This window comes from Ruegeria sp. HKCCA4812, assembly GCF_013034245.1.
Lineage (GTDB): Bacteria > Pseudomonadota > Alphaproteobacteria > Rhodobacterales > Rhodobacteraceae > Ruegeria.
This window is the reverse complement of sequence record NZ_WQFQ01000011.1, coordinates 1-15,104: the sequence shown is the minus strand read 5'-3', so window position 1 is coordinate 15,104 and position 15,104 is coordinate 1. Positions and strand designations below refer to the sequence as shown.

Annotated in this window: 11 protein-coding genes and 4 pseudogenes; 9 read left to right on the top strand and 6 right to left on the bottom strand. The window is 53.1% G+C overall.

Translation table 11 applies throughout. The features are described from left to right. Positions 1–275 precede the first annotated feature (275 nt). Complete coding sequence (locus tag GOW04_RS20170; RefSeq protein WP_171233795.1) at positions 276–2,066, bottom strand: radical SAM protein; 1,791 nt, start codon at positions 2,064–2,066, stop codon at positions 276–278. Positions 2,067–2,400: 334 nt separating this feature from the next. Here GOW04_RS20170 and GOW04_RS20165 point away from each other — a divergent pair. Both GOW04_RS20165 and GOW04_RS22065 read left to right on the top strand, forming a co-directional pair. Then, a protein-coding gene (locus GOW04_RS20165; protein WP_254430220.1) for an IS6 family transposase occupies positions 2,401–3,082 on the top strand; the annotation gives its coding sequence in 2 pieces (ribosomal slippage) (positions 2,401–2,799 and positions 2,801–3,082; 681 coding nt in all). 113 nt (positions 3,083–3,195) lie between these two features. Next, positions 3,196–3,354, top strand: a pseudogene (locus tag GOW04_RS22065) (IS6 family transposase); the annotation flags it as partial. Positions 3,355–3,428: 74 nt separating this feature from the next. On the opposite strand, the pseudogene GOW04_RS20160 reads toward GOW04_RS22065, so the two are convergent. Then, positions 3,429–3,607 (bottom strand): annotated as a pseudogene (locus tag GOW04_RS20160) (transposase); the annotation flags it as partial. 307 nt (positions 3,608–3,914) lie between these two features. On the opposite strand from GOW04_RS20160, the gene GOW04_RS20155 reads away from it, so the two are divergent. The 4 genes from GOW04_RS20155 to GOW04_RS20140 all read left to right on the top strand — a co-directional run bounded on the left by GOW04_RS20155 (position 3,915) and on the right by GOW04_RS20140 (position 8,278). Then, complete coding sequence (locus GOW04_RS20155) at positions 3,915–4,295, top strand: hypothetical protein (protein ID WP_171233794.1); 381 nt, start codon at positions 3,915–3,917, stop codon at positions 4,293–4,295. Next, complete coding sequence (locus GOW04_RS20150; RefSeq protein WP_171233793.1) at positions 4,292–6,343, top strand: glycosyltransferase; 2,052 nt, start codon at positions 4,292–4,294, stop codon at positions 6,341–6,343. Before GOW04_RS20155 ends, GOW04_RS20150 begins: the two co-directional genes overlap by 4 nt. A gap of 185 nt (positions 6,344–6,528) precedes the next feature. Next, positions 6,529–7,167 (top strand): methyltransferase domain-containing protein, encoded by a 639-nt coding sequence (locus tag GOW04_RS20145; protein ID WP_171230530.1) that lies wholly within the window; start codon positions 6,529–6,531, stop codon positions 7,165–7,167. Between the two features lie 34 nt (positions 7,168–7,201). Further along, positions 7,202–8,278, top strand: a complete 1,077-nt coding sequence (locus GOW04_RS20140) for an FkbM family methyltransferase (RefSeq protein WP_171230531.1) — start codon at positions 7,202–7,204, stop codon at positions 8,276–8,278. 3 nt (positions 8,279–8,281) lie between these two features. Here GOW04_RS20140 and GOW04_RS22185 read toward each other — a convergent pair whose 3' ends face one another. Then, on the bottom strand, positions 8,282–9,229 hold the full coding sequence (locus tag GOW04_RS22185) for a class I SAM-dependent methyltransferase (protein WP_171230532.1): 948 nt from the start codon (positions 9,227–9,229) through the stop codon (positions 8,282–8,284). Between the two features lie 398 nt (positions 9,230–9,627). On the opposite strand from GOW04_RS22185, the gene GOW04_RS20130 reads away from it, so the two are divergent. The 3 genes from GOW04_RS20130 (at position 9,628) to GOW04_RS20120 (ending at position 12,765) form a co-directional block, all read left to right on the top strand. Next, positions 9,628–10,353: a hypothetical protein gene (locus tag GOW04_RS20130; protein WP_171233792.1), complete on the top strand. Its 726-nt coding sequence runs from the start codon at positions 9,628–9,630 to the stop codon at positions 10,351–10,353. 185 nt (positions 10,354–10,538) lie between these two features. Next, positions 10,539–10,859, top strand: coding sequence for a dTDP-4-dehydrorhamnose 3,5-epimerase family protein (locus GOW04_RS22315; protein ID WP_171233791.1), 321 nt, complete (start codon positions 10,539–10,541; stop codon positions 10,857–10,859). A gap of 166 nt (positions 10,860–11,025) precedes the next feature. Beyond that, on the top strand, positions 11,026–12,765 hold the full coding sequence (locus GOW04_RS20120) for an FkbM family methyltransferase (RefSeq protein WP_171233790.1): 1,740 nt from the start codon (positions 11,026–11,028) through the stop codon (positions 12,763–12,765). Between the two features lie 60 nt (positions 12,766–12,825). Here GOW04_RS20120 and GOW04_RS20115 read toward each other — a convergent pair. The 3 genes and pseudogenes from GOW04_RS20115 to GOW04_RS20105 all read right to left on the bottom strand — a co-directional run. After that, positions 12,826–13,276 (bottom strand): annotated as a pseudogene (locus tag GOW04_RS20115) (IS5 family transposase); the annotation flags it as partial. Between the two features lie 164 nt (positions 13,277–13,440). Next, complete coding sequence (locus GOW04_RS20110; protein WP_171230535.1) at positions 13,441–14,907, bottom strand: glycosyltransferase family 1 protein; 1,467 nt, start codon at positions 14,905–14,907, stop codon at positions 13,441–13,443. A 64-nt stretch (positions 14,908–14,971) separates the two neighbouring features. Continuing rightward, positions 14,972–15,055, bottom strand: a pseudogene (locus tag GOW04_RS20105) (sugar phosphate nucleotidyltransferase); the annotation flags it as partial. Positions 15,056–15,104 lie beyond the last annotated feature (49 nt).

Genomic DNA, 15,104 nt, shown 5'->3' with positions numbered 1-15,104 from the left:
GCGCATTTCGCGGCAAAATCAAATAAACTTGATAAGGGATACTTATCAAATGTGAATGAATGATATCCGGATCAGGCAACAAGTGAACAAAACAAGGGGATAATGAGCGTAATATCGGCAGGGCTTCTAGTTTGTTGAGCCCGCTGAAGCAAAAGGATCGTGACTTTGCCCCCTTCCTTCTGCGCCACAGCGTACTCGGCCGCAACCTTCGATCATGCCGGCGCAATTGTTGCACAGCCCGGTTCTGAAACAGTCTGAGCGGATTTGGCGGCCTCTTATCCCGCCTGTTCGACCTGCTCGGGAGTACGATCTATCTGAGGGGTTCGCATCTCGGTTTCCGGGGTTATGTGCCGGAGCTTGCGCCAGACATCGAAATGCAGAATTCCGCGAAGAACCTGTTGGGCCAGATCGAACCCGTATTTCAACGGTCCCAGCGTCGCCACAAGATCGGCCTGAAAACCAAGCAGGTCGTCGCGGTCAGAAGCATCATATCCCAAAAGCCCCTCATAAAAGAGGCTGCCTTCCAGCGCGACTTTCTCTTCTATCAAGCTGCGGTTGAGCCAGCGCAACCCGCTGGGCACGTCTCGGCAGGACATGGTGTCATGCTTCCAGTAAGGCGCAGAGGACAGATGATCGAGCTGTGTGACAAGCCCGAAACGTCGCCGTTGATCGGGTTGCAGTACGGGCATGGACACCATGCGGGTGTTGAAGCCTCCGCCAAAGAACAGGTCCGGCGGCGCTTCTTTCAAACGTTTCAGTGTTTCGCGCAGGCTGGCTTTTGTCTCGCCCGGGAAACCGACAATCAATGTAATGGCCGTTGTCAGCCCCGCTTCGCGGCAATTGATCAGCGCCTGAACATTGTGCCCGACATCGGATTTCTTGTTCATGTTGTCCAAAACGCCCTGATCGCCGGTCTCGTATCCGATGTGCACCAGCTGGCAGCCTGCCGCTTTCATCAGCGCTGCGGTGCCCGGTTTGGCAAGATCACCCGCGCGCGCATAGCAGGTCCAGCCGACCGGGCTGCCTGCTTCGATCAACAGCTCGCACAGTTCCTTGAGGCGCTTGGGCGGGATGGTGAACAGGCTGTCCATGCAATTGATGATCTTTGCTCCTCCCTTGGCGTAGATCATCCAGTCGTCGAAAATCTTGCGGGCGGATTTGACCCGGAACATGGTGTCTTCGAACAGGAAGGGGAAATTGCAGAAAGAACACCGATAGGGGCAGCCGCGGACGGATTCATAATTGATCATCTCGAAACTGCGGCCGTGATATGCCTCGGCCAGTTTCCAGTCCGGAGTGGGCAGCCAGTCGAGGCTTTTTCCGGATGGGCTGCCGCTGTAGACCAGCGTATTGCCCAGACGTTCCACAACGCGACCGTTTTCAGGGGGTTCAATGTCGCGATAGCCGCTTTTGATCCAGCGTGCCAATACGGGAACAAGCATTTCCCCATAGCCGATGGCGACAAGATCGGCACCCGGAACATGTGTCCAGTCATCATGCAAAAGTGAAACCAGGGCACCCCCGACAACAACCTTGTTATGCGGTTGTTTCAGCATCTTAACCAGCGGTATGAGCTCGCTCATATCTCGCATCAATGTGCTTGAAACAAAGACGCATTTGCATTCACCCAGAAGTCGGTTGCGTGTTTCGGCATCAGCAAGCCCGGCAAAAGTGGTCGCTTCAAAAGCAATCCCTTCCTTGCGCAGATCGCCTGCAAGCACGACTTCGGTCAGTTCAGGCGCGCTGACATAGGATTGAGATGAAAAATACCGCTCGACTGCGGCGCGGTAAGGCGCCCGCCGGAATTTCGGCCGCCGCTTGAAAAGTGTGCGGGCCAACAGCATTTCGGCGCTGACCGCCTTCAGCGCCACATCCTGCCAGATGGCCGAGGACGTGCGCATGATGCCCAATTGTCGGCCAAGGGCATCGACGATTGTGCTGTTGCTTTCCACCATGCTGCCGCCAACCGTAGCCCCACCCGTGACGATGAGAACCTTGTCGGTTACGGCTGTTTCAGTGCTTTCAAAATTTTCTTCGCCAGCAGGCTGGCCAATTGCTTCGTACATCCACTCACCCTCCCGACGTATCTTTGTCGAGGATACCTTTGACGTACTGCGCACCTGCCATATGATGGCCATGTTTTAGTATGGCTCAGCCTTGAACAATATCAGATCAGAGGCGCGGAGTCTGTAATCTATTGTGTACAACCCTTTCCGGTCGCAGGGGCACATGGTGCCCACATGTGCCCGGACAAGGGAGAGTAAGGGGTTTCGTCCATGACGTGTGTTTCGGGGCAGCCGGGGATACATCCGAAGGCTCTGTTGCAAACTTTTGACTGTTGACGCCCATAAGTGCGTCGAGTGAATGGAAATCGAAACATTGAAGTCGAAAGTCTTTTTTATGATCTCTTTCAAAGGCGCGCAGTATCCGAAAGATGTAATCCTCTTCGCTGTGTTCTTCTATGTCCGATACGGTGTGTCATATCGCGATCTAGAAGAGATAATGCATGAGCGAGGCGTTGCAGTGGATCACACGACGCTGAATCACTGGGTGACGCGGTATGCAGGCGCAATCGCTGAAGCGGCGCGTCGTCGAAAGGGACCGTGCGACCGCTCCTGGAGAATGGACGAGACTTACATCAAGGTGAAAGGCAACTGGGTCTATCTCTATCGAGCCGTCGACAAGCACGGCAAGACGCTTGATTTCATGCTTTCCCCGCGACGAAACAAACCCGCGGCCACCATGTTCTTCGCCCGAATGCTGGAGGTCAACGGCCTTCCGAGAAAGATTGTCATTGACAAAATGTGGAGCTAACACCGCTGGCCTCAAGGCCATCAACAAGATGCTAAAAGGTTTTGGTTGCCCGGTCCCAATTGAAATGGTCAGGCGGAAATACTTGAACAACATCGTGGAACAGGACCATCGTTTCATCAAGAGACGAACCCGCCCGATGCTCGGCTTCAAGTCTTTTGCTTCGGCATCAGCGACTCTGGCGGGTATCGAGGTTGCGCACATGATCCGTAAAGGCCAGTTCACGCCCGGACTCTGCCCGTTTCGTCAATTTTCCGAGTTGGCAATCTGAACTGAAGCGATCGCAGATCTATTTGGCTGACCTAAAACTTTGCAACGAAACCGCACCTTCGCGCGTTTTGATCCAACTGGAGCTTGGCTTGCGACAATGCTTGGGAATGTCTGATGATCAGTTTCAAGGGTATGCACTATCCACGATCTGTGATCCTGTTCGCGGTCTATTTCTACGTCCGTTTTGGGGTCTCGCACCGCGACCTTGTAGAAATCATGGCGGAGAGGGACGTGCAGTTTGATCATGCGACCCTAAGCCGGTGGGTTGTCCGTCGTCAGAGTTTTCCGGACAGCGCAAGCAGTTTCGTAACGGAGGCTCTGGTTCGGTTTTTGTCTGACTTCAGACAGAGCATCTTATGTGGACCGTATTTCTTGGGCACATCTCGCCAGCACAACCCATTGCGATTGGTAAAGATAATCCTGCTCAAGACCCACCTATCATCATCCCGAGGCTTGCCGTGCGACTTTGGGAAAAAGGGGTGAGCTTGGCCATCTGCTCATCAGTCAGCCAATAAAGGTCGCCCAAGTCACGGCTCCAAAAACGAGCGGTGCCGGGCTGGTTTCAAAGCCCTACAGGTGGCCAAAGCGATTTTGGATCGGTTTGTACGGCCCGTGTCATGGTCCGGGTTTGGGTTCTACGTTCTGCCGGCGTAAAGGCTTGGAATAGTGTGATTTGCTTGGGGTCTGCTTGGTCTCTTGTCACTTGTATTTTGCAACTTTATAAGAACCCACGTAGTATTTCGGATGCCAAGACAGCGACAGAGTGCTTCGCAGGGATGGTTGTGTAAGGCATGCTGCACGGTGCACAAATCAAGTCCGGACAAGGGGGCAGAATGGAAGAGCTTGCACGGCAGGTCGCGGCGCTGAATGAAAAGGTAGAAGCCCTTCAAAGACAGCATGCCTTTGATATGCGCCAGATGGAAATTGCTTTTCATCAATCAGAAATGCAACTACAACTGCAGATCAGAGAAATCCTGCGGCAAACCGGGATTGTGCGCCCTGTAACTAGTCCAAGTCACACATTTATCCGCGACACACTCTGGAAGCGGATCGTTTTCCGCAAAACCGGAAAGCCCAAAAAGCTGTTCAAAGTTGCCTTTTTCAAGTCCAATGGCAAGGCGCGCGGATATGCCAAAAGAATTGTTTTCAAGAAGGACGGTTCTCCTCGTCCACATTTCGTGCCCGAACTTCAGATGCAAGCAAATAAAAAATGAATGCTCTTTGTGCTGCAGATAGCGCGCTTATTTTTTCGGAGACAGAAATGTCAGACGACTCCCCGCAAAACGCTTCTGATTACAGCAGCGACGCCCCTTTGGTTTCGATCATTATTTTGAATCTCAACAAGCCAGACATGACGATCGACTGTCTGAAAAGTATTTGGAAAAACACGACAGGCATCCCGTACGAAGTTATTGTTGTTGACAATGGCAGCTCTCCAGAAAACCAAAAGCGCCTTGCGGCTTATGAAGGGCCGCACAAATTTATTCCGCTTGCGATCAATCGCTTTTTTGGTGAGGGGAACAATATCGGAGCGGAATTTGCCAAAGGCACATACCTGCTCTTTTTGAACAATGATGTCATCGTGACGCCTGATTGGCTACCACCTCTGGTCGATGTTTTCGACACTCATCCCGATGCGGGATGCGTAGGCCCCAAGTTCATCTATCCAAGCGGTGAATTGCAAGAAGCCGGAGTGCTTCTCGATCCCGAAGGGTTCTCCGTTCAGATTGGTAAGTTCCAGTCCCCTGATCAGCCGCGCTTTAATAGAATGCGGGTTGTCGACTACGTCTCGGCGGCCACTGTTTTGATGCGCAAAGCGGATTTCTACGCCGTTCTGGGTTTCGATTTCCGTTATGAACCTGCCTATTACGAAGACTGTGACCTGTGCCTGAAGATAGGCACTTTGGGGAAAAAGACGTATTACGTCCCTAGGTCAGAGGTCATCCACCATGAAAATGCCACGACAGCTGACAAGAGCCTTAAAGACAAGCTTAAAAATATCGTTGAGGTCAACCAGGCCAAGTTCATTGATCGCTGGCACAACTTTCTGACGACCGGCGTGCATGACGGCAAATCCTATATTGCTCCACTGCTGCCGGCCCGGGTTGCTTCGGCGCGTAAGACAGCGGGAATCTATACGCCCTATAATATTATCCCCGGAGGGGGAGAACGCTACCTGTTCAGCATTATGAAAGTGCTGGCCGCGCAGGGCTATGGTCTGACGCTCATTGTGCCAGAGCTTTACTCCCGGCTTCGTATATCGCTGGTTCTTGATCAACTCGACCTTGATCTGGATGGGATCGACATCATCACGCATACCCAGGCAGAGGCGGGTGCGCAATTTGATCTGTTCTATTGTCTGGGAAATTCGCTTGTTCCGACATCGCGCGCTATGGGGCACATCAATCTGTTTTGCTGTCAATTTCCCTTCAAAACCAACGAAGATCATACCCGGCAGCATTTATCCTTGCTCAAGGACTACGATGCGGTGATCTGTTATTCGGGATTTGTCGAGCAAGAGATCCGCAAACAGTTGCGCCATTTCGAGGCACCCGAGCCTGCCATTCATGTGGTGGCCCCACCGGTCGGGATCGTTGCCGAGGTCGATCCTCAGATGGCAAAATCCGGCATTCTCGGAATTGGCCGTTTCTTTATCGGAGATCATTGCAAACGTCAGGATGAGATGGTCAAGGCCATGAAGGCTCTGTCCGAGCTGGGAGCAGATACAAGCCTTGATCTTGTTGGCTCTTTGCATCCCGAACCGATCCATCGCGACTATCTGGCCAATTGCCGACAGATGGCTCGGGATCTGCCGGTTTCATTCCATATCGACGCCCCTGTTTCTGTCCTGTCGGGGCTTTTGCAGCGCGCGTCGATCTATTGGCATGGGGCGGGTCTTGGTGTTGATGTCAAAAAGTGGCCTGAGCATTGTGAGCATTTCGGCATCAGTGTCGTAGAGGCGATGTCAGCAAGGGTCATCCCGGTCGTGGTCAACAATGGAGGGCCGTCCACGATTGTCGAGGACGGCATATCGGGGTTCCATTATGGCTCCCGGGAAGAGCTTGTGCAGATCACGCGCGCGCTTCTGTCCTATTCGGAGGATAAGTTGACCGAATTGCGTGACAATGCGCAGGCCCGAGCCCAGCTTTATTCTTTTGCGGCTTTTGAAGCACGTTTTGCCGATGTTTTGGTGTCAATGGAAAAGAAAGCATCCCAGCGCTTTGAAACCTCATCCGCACATGCTTCTGTCAGCACGCGCTAGTTACTATCAGGTGCCATATGAAAACGGACTTCTCTCCAGACCACCAAATCTCCTTTGCTTGCAATATCTGTGGTCGGTCTAATACCCAGGCTGCAGGCACCTTTCACCGAGAGGCCCCAAATTGTTCCGGCTGCGGATCCACGCCGCGTTTTCGCGGGATTATTCACGCTCTCAGCCTCGGCCTGATGAAGCAGTCGCTTCCGCTCAAACAGTTTACGTCCGACCCTCATGTGAAAGGGATCGGAATGAGCGAGTGGGAGGGATATGCGCGGGTCCTTTCGGAGAAATTCGACTTCACCAATACGTTCTTTCACCAAGAGCCATTCCTTGATGTGGTCTCACAGACGCATTGGCAAAACTATCAAGGTAGTGATTTCCTGATCTGCACCGAAGTCTTTGAACATGTGCTGCAGCCTTTGGAGCCTGGGTTCACGAACATGCGCAAGATGCTCAAAACGGGCGGCCATCTTGTCTTTTCGACCCCGTTTGGTGATGCGCCAAAGACAATCGAGCACTTCCCGGGCATGGTTGATTTTGCAACATGCCAGATGGGGGAAGACTGGCTGGTTGTCTCAAAAAAGAGCGATGGCAGTTATCAGGTTTATGATGAACATGTTGTTTTCCACGGTGGCCCAGGCACGGTGCTCGAAATGCGGATTTTCGGGCGCGACGAGTTGGTCAAGCAGTTGGAAGAGGCTGGTTTTGAGGTCACCGTGCTGGATGAAGCTGTGCCGGAGATTGGGTACTACTGGCCCAGTATCGTAGATCGACCGGAATTCGGACATATCGGCGAACACTACATTTTGCTCTGCAAAGCTATTTGATTGATAGAATGCGGCGTCACATGAAGGCGGTGATATGACTTTTGTTTCCTATGCTCAGAATTTTGAAGACCTCATTCTTTGGCGCGCCCTCAAGGATGTCGAAAAGGGGTTCTATATTGATCTTGGTGCCGCCTGGCCGAGCTTTCATAGTGTCACATTGGCATTTTATGAACGCGGCTGGAGCGGAATTAATGTGGAGCCCAATCCAAGGCTTTTGAAGGAGCTCAACAAAGAGCGGATTCGTGACACGAACCTTGGCGTTGTGATTGGTGACAGCAAGGGAGAGGCGAGCCTCAACATCTTGAGCAATGCCGGTTTGTCTACGGCATCTGACGAGATTGCTGCCAATCATGTCGAGGCGGGGTTTGAAAAACAAACTGTTGTGGCACCGATGACGACTCTGACCGATCTATGTGACGCCCATATGGGTGATGTGTCCGACATCCATTTCCTGAAAATCGATGTGGAGGGCCATGAGGCCCAGGCCCTTCGTGGCAATGACTGGGGCCGCTTCCGGCCTTGGATCATCTTGATCGAAGCGATGGAGCCAATGTCCCAGGTGACCAATCATCACCTTTGGGAACATCAGTTGACCGAGGCGGATTATCGCTATGTCTATTGCGATGGTTTGAACCGCTATTATTTGGCGGCAGAACATTATGATCGTCTTGTCCCGGCCTTTGCCTATCCGCCGAATTTATTTGACGATTACATGAGTGTGACGCAGCAAACGGCGATGGTCGAGGCAGAGCAGCGCCGCAATCAAATTGCCGAATTGCAGCAACAGATCACCGCCGCAGCTATCCGCGAACGCCAGATGGAAGCGCAGAATGCAGAACTGATGAATGAGCTTTCGGCGCTACGCAAACAGTTGGAGGCCGATGCCGCCTATCAGGCCTCTCGTGGGATGATGGAGGTTGTCTTTTTCAAAGTCAGTGGAGAGCCGAAAAAATTTGTGGCCAACCTGCTTTTTCACTCTTCAGGGCGCATTCGCTCTATCGCCCGCAGAATTGTTCTGGAGCGCAGTGGTCAACCTCGCGCATCTTTCAGAAAGTGGATGCACTCGGCAGCCTATCAAGCGCTCTCTAACGCTTATAGACTGCCGAGATAAAGATCAGATTGGGCGGGCAAGCCATGCTGGCCCCATAAGGCCTGTGGTGTCGGGGACCATTTCACCCTGCAGTTCCGTACGTTTGAGGAGATCCAGAAAGAAGTCTTCACGAAAGCCCAGTTCCAGCCATTTGTTGCATGTGATTGCCCAGACAGCCTCCCCGTCATAGCGCAGCCCCCAAGGGAAAGAAAAACCGTTGGAAATCGGCTCTGCAAAAAAGGCGATAACACCGTTTTCTGTCAACACATTCTCACGGATGTGGGTAAGCAGGTCCTGAAATTCGAGACAGTGGTGAAAACTCGATGAAAACAGCGCCACATCATAGCGTTGTCCGGGGTTGCTCGCCGCTTCGAGGAAATCGGCATGATAAGTGCGCAGGGGCGCGGACAGCGCTTTTGCTTCATTGGCAATGCGTTTCAAAAAAGCTTGGTCGATATCAACTGCACAGACATCCATGCCGGCCCGCGCCATTGGAATGGCCGTATTGCCCCAACCAGCCCCAAATTCTATGATGCTTTTGGCATGAGGAGCGTGCTGTGCGATAACGCGAAACCCTTGGACCGCCTTGCCGATCTCATGCGCCACGACGCCCAGATTGTCTGATGTCCATGGAAAGCCACGGGCAAAAGCCTCATCCGAAAGATGTGAAGACGTCAATTCATTCTGAACATCATAGGGCGTGTCGACGAGTTTTTGATAAAGCTCCGTGACCTCTTGGCGATATGCATCCGAGAAGGGATCATCCGTCTGCATGGTGTAGGCAAAGCTGAATTTCTTCCACAGTGCACTGAGTTCATCAAAATTCTTGGCTGTTTCCAGTTGCTCTTTATAGGCTTGAGCCCGTGTAATGAACTCTGGTGCCTTCGCAGCCTTGGGGGGCAAGGGTTTTGACATGGCCAGTGACTGCGGGGCCGCCCCTGGAGTGTTCTTTTTGGTTTTGAACCAACGCACGGAAGGTATCCTTGTCTCTTTTTAAATGAATAAAGCGGCTTTAGAGCTTTTTGGTTTTGGGGTCACTGCATAAAAGTGGCTATATTGCCTGGCTTGCGCGAACTTTACGGGAACATCCGCGTTTTCAGTCGGATTTCTGGTCTCTGAGAACGTTGTGGCGGCTGGTTTTGCTGATTTTCAGGCGCGCTGCGGCCTCTCGGACGGTCAATCCGCCACTTAAATGAGCTCTGGCCTGCTCCAGCTTTTTTGGGTGTTACGACAGGCTTGCGTTCGCCTTTTCGGGACGTGGGGCTGAGCGGAACGGCATCCCGTCATAAGAGGCTGATAACGGCCTCAAAACTGCCATGCGAAAGTGGGGGTCCCAAAAATCTGTCGTTCCGCATGGTGGGGCAGCATGATTGAAATCATGGGAAAAATCCGTTGCAAAACTCATGCGCGAAACGATCAGTGTTTTGTGTTATGTTTCGCACGGTGCTTTTTTGAGCCGTTCATGCGTTCATTATGCCGCTAAAAGATCGACCGTGCATCTCAATATGCTGATTATAAATGGTTTTTCAAAACTGATGTTGAGGGGTATTTGTGCGGAAATTCTTTATGAGGGCATTTCGTTCCGCTCAGCCCTACGTCCCGTCCCTTACAAGGCTCGGCCCAAAGCGCCCATGGGCAGATCTGTTGAACATGCAGCCAAGACCGGCTGCAAGACTATTGCCATCATGACCAAGAAATCTGTTGCGATTTGTTTCTTCGGCCTGCCCAGAGCGCTAGAGCATCCCGCGCCGAGCATCGCAGAGCATCTGATCGCTCCTCTCAAGGCCAAGTCCGAAGCAGTCTGCCTTGCGCATTTGTATCGCAGCAGCATAGATCCGGCGCAAAACTCAAGCGCCTTGCTGCCGCTTGAAAACTGCTTAACCGACACGCCCGAAGATGTGTTTGCGCGCTGGCCGATGGGCGATATCCTGTCATGCGGAGACTACTGGTATAATAACGGGGCGAGTTTGCGCAATCTTGTCCTGCAACTGCATTCCTTGCACGAAGTGACCGAACTTGCCGTGCGCTCAGGGGCAGAGCATTGCTTCTTTGTGCGTCCGGATTTGCTGTGCCATGACAGCCTCACAGCGCAGTGAGCAGCTGGTGACCTATGCCTTGTGGGTTCAGGGACTGTCCTGGTTACCGCTGAAAATGCGCGCCACAAGGGTCAGGTCGAATGGTCATCATGTTGATGAGGATTTCTCTGTCTGCACCATGCGCAGAATGCGGCAAAAACTGAGGCTGCGCAGCCAATGGCTGTGGCGGGGTATTTGGCCCGGCCGTGACCGCGCGTCGCCTTAAGGTCAGAACCGGCGGCTTTGAATTTCTGAAATGGATTCAGCCCTTCCGGTACGACCATGTCGCAGGATCGCAAAACATAGATCCGCGCCGAAACCAATCCCAGCCAGATCTGCAGAGGTGGCCATTCGCCCCTCAAAGCGATAAGAGCATCTCCGCGCCTGATTGCGACCGCGCGGTGCGCTGGGACGATCCGAACCTGGGAATCGACTGGCCGCTAACGGGTGCACCGGTCCTGAGCGATAAGGACGCTGCCGCCCCGCTGATGGCTGATTTGGATAATCCACTTACCTGGAACGGATAGCACTCACATTCGCCCAACTGGCCGCGCGGAACACTTATTTTCAAAGGAACTTGCTGCATCGCACCTTGACGAGACTTCCGCTGCGTTGGGTTTGCCGGGGGTCTCTATTGACACTCCAAAGCAACTCGGCAAACACAACAGGTAAGCAAATTTCGGGAGTATTCGCATGAAATATCCGCCATCGGTGGCATCTTTTGAGGAGCGCGTTGCCATGGCTTTGCAATGCTCTGATGCAAATGCCATTCCAAAAGTCAGCGATGCTGGTGCCATCTATGAGGATGAAAACGGCAGCAGCATCCAGATCATGCATAATGGGCTGCGTGTGCTATGCGGTGGCTATTACGGAGCGTGGATGAGCAATCTCATCCGCGCGGCGAAAGGACACCACGAACCTCAAGAAGAACGAGTCTTCCACGAGGTTGTCAAAAGACTGCCCGCCTCGGCTCGAATGATAGAGTTGGGCGGATTTTGGGCCTATTACAGCCTGTGGTTCCTCAACCAAAGTCCCGATCGCAAAGCGGTGGTTCTTGAGCCGGAACCGGCACATCTGGCCGTTGGTCAGGCCAATGCCGCTCTCAATGGGCTGACACCCAAATTCCTTTCCGGCTTTGCAGGGCCTCAATTCGCCGAAGACATGCCCTTTTTCGGTGAGGCGAGCGGTGAGATGCGCAGCACCTGCTATTCGGTTGCCCATCTGATGTCCGCAGAAAAATGGGACTATCTCGATCTCTTGCATTGCGACATTCAAGGCCATGAGGTTGCCGTTCTGGAAAGCTGCAAGCTGTTGTTTTCAGAAGGTAAAATAGGATGGGTCTGTGTCTCCACTCATGCCCATCAGATCAGCGGTGACCCCCTGACGCACCAGAAATGCATCGATATCCTGCAAAAATCCGGGGCCCGCATTGTCGCGGAACATGACGTACATGAATCCTTCAGCGGAGACGGGCTGATCGTGGCCTGTTTCGGCAATTTGCCCGATGATTGGGAAACCATAGAGCTCAGCCATAATCGCCATGGCACATCGCTGTTCCGATCTTTGGCCTATGATCTGGATGAGACACAAAAAACGCTGGCGGCACAAAACCGCAATATAAATGCCATGGGCGACTTGCCAGACAGCATGCATGACACTTTGGACCGAACCGGGCTTCTTTTTACCCTGAAAAAAGACGGCCCGTTGGGGGCTGCGGGACAGGGGCTGCTTGTCCCGGATGACAAGACAATGAGCCCGGCCATCATTGCAGATGCGCGTTGGGAATATGAAAACCTCGCTGCCTTTGCTGGGCACCTCAAAGAGGGCCGACGCTATACGCTGCTCGATATTGGCGCTAATATCGGTATGTTCAGCCGGCAAATTCAGGTCCTGTCCGATCAGATTGAGCATGCGCTTTGCGTGGAGCCAGACCATCACAACTTTGCGGCTCTAAAATTCAATCTTGCCCCGTTCTCCGATCGCGTAATGTTTTTCAACGCAGCCCTTGGCCGCGAAGATGGCATAGTGGAATTCTATCGCGACATGCAAAACATCGGGAATTACTCTTTGAATGAGGATGCCATGCGCGCGCGCAGCTTTGAAAAAGTGCGCGTCAGCCAGCATGATACTCAGAAATGGATGGCCGAACATGTAAGTCATAAACAAGCCTTGGCCTGGAAATCGGACACGCAGGGTTTTGACGAAGTTATCATAACACGGACACCCATGGAGATCTGGGAACGGATCGATGTCGCCTTGATCGAGATCTGGCGCATCGAAAAACCAGATTTCGACATGGATGCGCTCCGGGCACGATTTGAAAGTTTTCCCAACCGCCAACTGGGGGATGAAAAAGATATCTCAGTCGATGAAATCATCGAATATCTATCTGGGTCAGATTGGCAATTCAAAGATCTCCTGATGTGGCGCTAGGCTCAGGACTCATAGCCGGTATATGACGAGGGCAGCCAACGAGAGCACGTGCGCCAATTAATCACTGACCTGTCCGGCAGTCACAAAGAGGTTCAGAGGTCGCCCTTGGCTGTCGCAGACGGCGTGCAGCTTTGTGTTTATACCGCCCTGGTGCGACCAATCAGACGGCCACGTCCCCCTTTTCCACCGCAAGGCTGGACGCCGTGCGATGGGCTTTGAGAAATGTTGCGTCGATCATGACCGCCTTCTCCTCACCATGATCAGCGGCCAAACCAATCAGCATCTCGGCAAGGATGCCCTGTTCGTGGCTTCTCTCGGACCGGTGGCGTTCAGCCACTCACCTCCACCGCTTCCAACGGTTGTACAGCGTCCTGTGCGGGCCGTAGGCCGAAGGGGCATCGCACCACCGTAAACCATTGCAATCGATGAAGGTAATCCCGCTTAATACACACCGATCATCAACGCGTGGCTTGCCGTGAAACTTCGGAAAGAAGGGCTCAAGACGCGCCATCTGCGCGTCCGTCAGTCAAAAAAGGTCAGACATGTCCACCGCTCGTTTTCGGTGCGATGAATCATGCGGCACGGCAGAAATCAATGGGTCCTGCGCCTAAATCCCGCACTCTCGACGGAACCCTCTGTGCCAAGTTCGAGCAGTGGTACCCCCGGCTTGAAAGCTCAGGAAAATAGGCCTATGGCAGCATGAAGATCGCGGGCGACATCGGCCCAGTCGCGCAGATTAGCAGCGGTGATTTTGGCCTCGAGCGCGGCACGATGATCGTCATCCATCAGACGCTTGACAGCTTCTGCAATGCTGGAAACCTCGGTCGCATCGCAATATTCCACCAGATCCTCTCCGACCTCGGGCAGCGAGGAATTGTTCGCGACCACAGCTGTCTTGCCATAAGCCAGCGCTTCGCCCACCGGCAATCCCCACCCTTCATACAGGCTGGCCATGATGGAGAACTGGCAATGGCTGTAAAGCATGTCGAGCTCTTCGTCAGAGGGCCCGTCAATAACCCGGACGTAGCCGTAGACATTACCGGTTGCTTCCAACAGGTCTTCAAAGTCCTGCCGCAACCAGCCCCGACGTCCGGCAAAGACAAGCTTGGGCAGATTCACATATCCTTGGTCCAACAGGGCCTTCCAGGCCATGGCAATGCGCCAGGCATTCTTGCGCGCCTCTATGGTTCCGACACACAAAACAAAAGGGTTGGCAACAACATGGCGCAAGCTGTCATCCAACGTGATCAATTCTCGTAATCCCGGATAGGCTGCGGTGGCAATATTTGTCGATAGAGGTCCAATCACCTGCTTCTGCAGGCCCATATCGGCCCCCGACGGCAAGGCGGCCTGTGCCAATGGCACTACAGTGGCAGGGGTATCGACACCATGTGCGGAAAAGAAATCTTTCAGATCCCTGAGGGTTGCCTGTGAAATTGCCAGATAATGATCCGTGTATTCCTGAGATCGCAAGAGCCACTGGTAGAAATTGGCCGGACCCATTCCATCACACGTGTGCGGGGCGACAATGGGGATCAGATCATACACCATGGAGTGAACCACAAGCTCTGCCTTGTGGGCTTGCAGAAAAATATCAATCTGTTCCGAGAACCATGCGCTGTCGAGCAGCACCAAATGATCACCTGCGCGCGCGCGCGATGAGAACTCCACCGGGCTAAGGGTCTGCTGTTTTACCTGCTTGCGGCCCTTTCGCGCGTCGCGCCACATCTTGGCGGACATATTGTATTTATGGAAACGCCGATCATGCCCCAAACGAGCCGCCACATCCAACCAAGCCCGCTGAAGATAATACTTCACTGGTTTCGTGCGATATTTTTTCAAAGGGGGCAGGTTGTCACGCCGAGCCACGGACGGGCGAAAGATCCGGCGCATGCTTTCAGGCGAGGCGAATGCTTCAGCTCCGATCTGTGAGAATGGCAAACACAGATAGTGTCCGGATTTTCTGTCTCTCCAGGACAGGTACAGCCGGTCGGCATCCACAAGCCTGGACATTTCAACGATCATGGTCACAACGACCCGCTGGATTCCGGAATACCGGTCGATCTTGCTCACATAGCCGATCAAACTTGATATATCGAAAAAGAACGTGCGCCTATCTTGCCCAGCCGGTATGTCGGACATATCGAGATCTCCCAGTGGCAATCCGCCTGTCCCTCAATGATCAGGTAGTGCTGATTTCAATTCACTGCTCTGGATAGGGTTTCCGGGACAGCGGCCAAAGGCGGGTGCCGGAACCGCCGCAGAGAAGAACAGGAGTGATGGACACGATCAAACAACCTTTGCCAGTAAATAGAGGTTTCTACTCTCAACTTAACACC

Coding starts and splice junctions, on each gene's coding strand:
- GOW04_RS20170 (WP_171233795.1), bottom strand. CDS start 2,066: ATGTACGAAGCAATTGGCCAGCCTGCTGGCGAAGAAAATTTTGAAAGC.
- GOW04_RS20155 (WP_171233794.1), top strand. CDS start 3,915: ATGGAAGAGCTTGCACGGCAGGTCGCGGCGCTGAATGAAAAGGTAGAA.
- GOW04_RS20150 (WP_171233793.1), top strand. CDS start 4,292: ATGAATGCTCTTTGTGCTGCAGATAGCGCGCTTATTTTTTCGGAGACA.
- GOW04_RS20145 (WP_171230530.1), top strand. CDS start 6,529: ATGAAGCAGTCGCTTCCGCTCAAACAGTTTACGTCCGACCCTCATGTG.
- GOW04_RS20140 (WP_171230531.1), top strand. CDS start 7,202: ATGACTTTTGTTTCCTATGCTCAGAATTTTGAAGACCTCATTCTTTGG.
- GOW04_RS20120 (WP_171233790.1), top strand. CDS start 11,026: ATGAAATATCCGCCATCGGTGGCATCTTTTGAGGAGCGCGTTGCCATG.
- GOW04_RS20110 (WP_171230535.1), bottom strand. CDS start 14,907: ATGTCCGACATACCGGCTGGGCAAGATAGGCGCACGTTCTTTTTCGAT.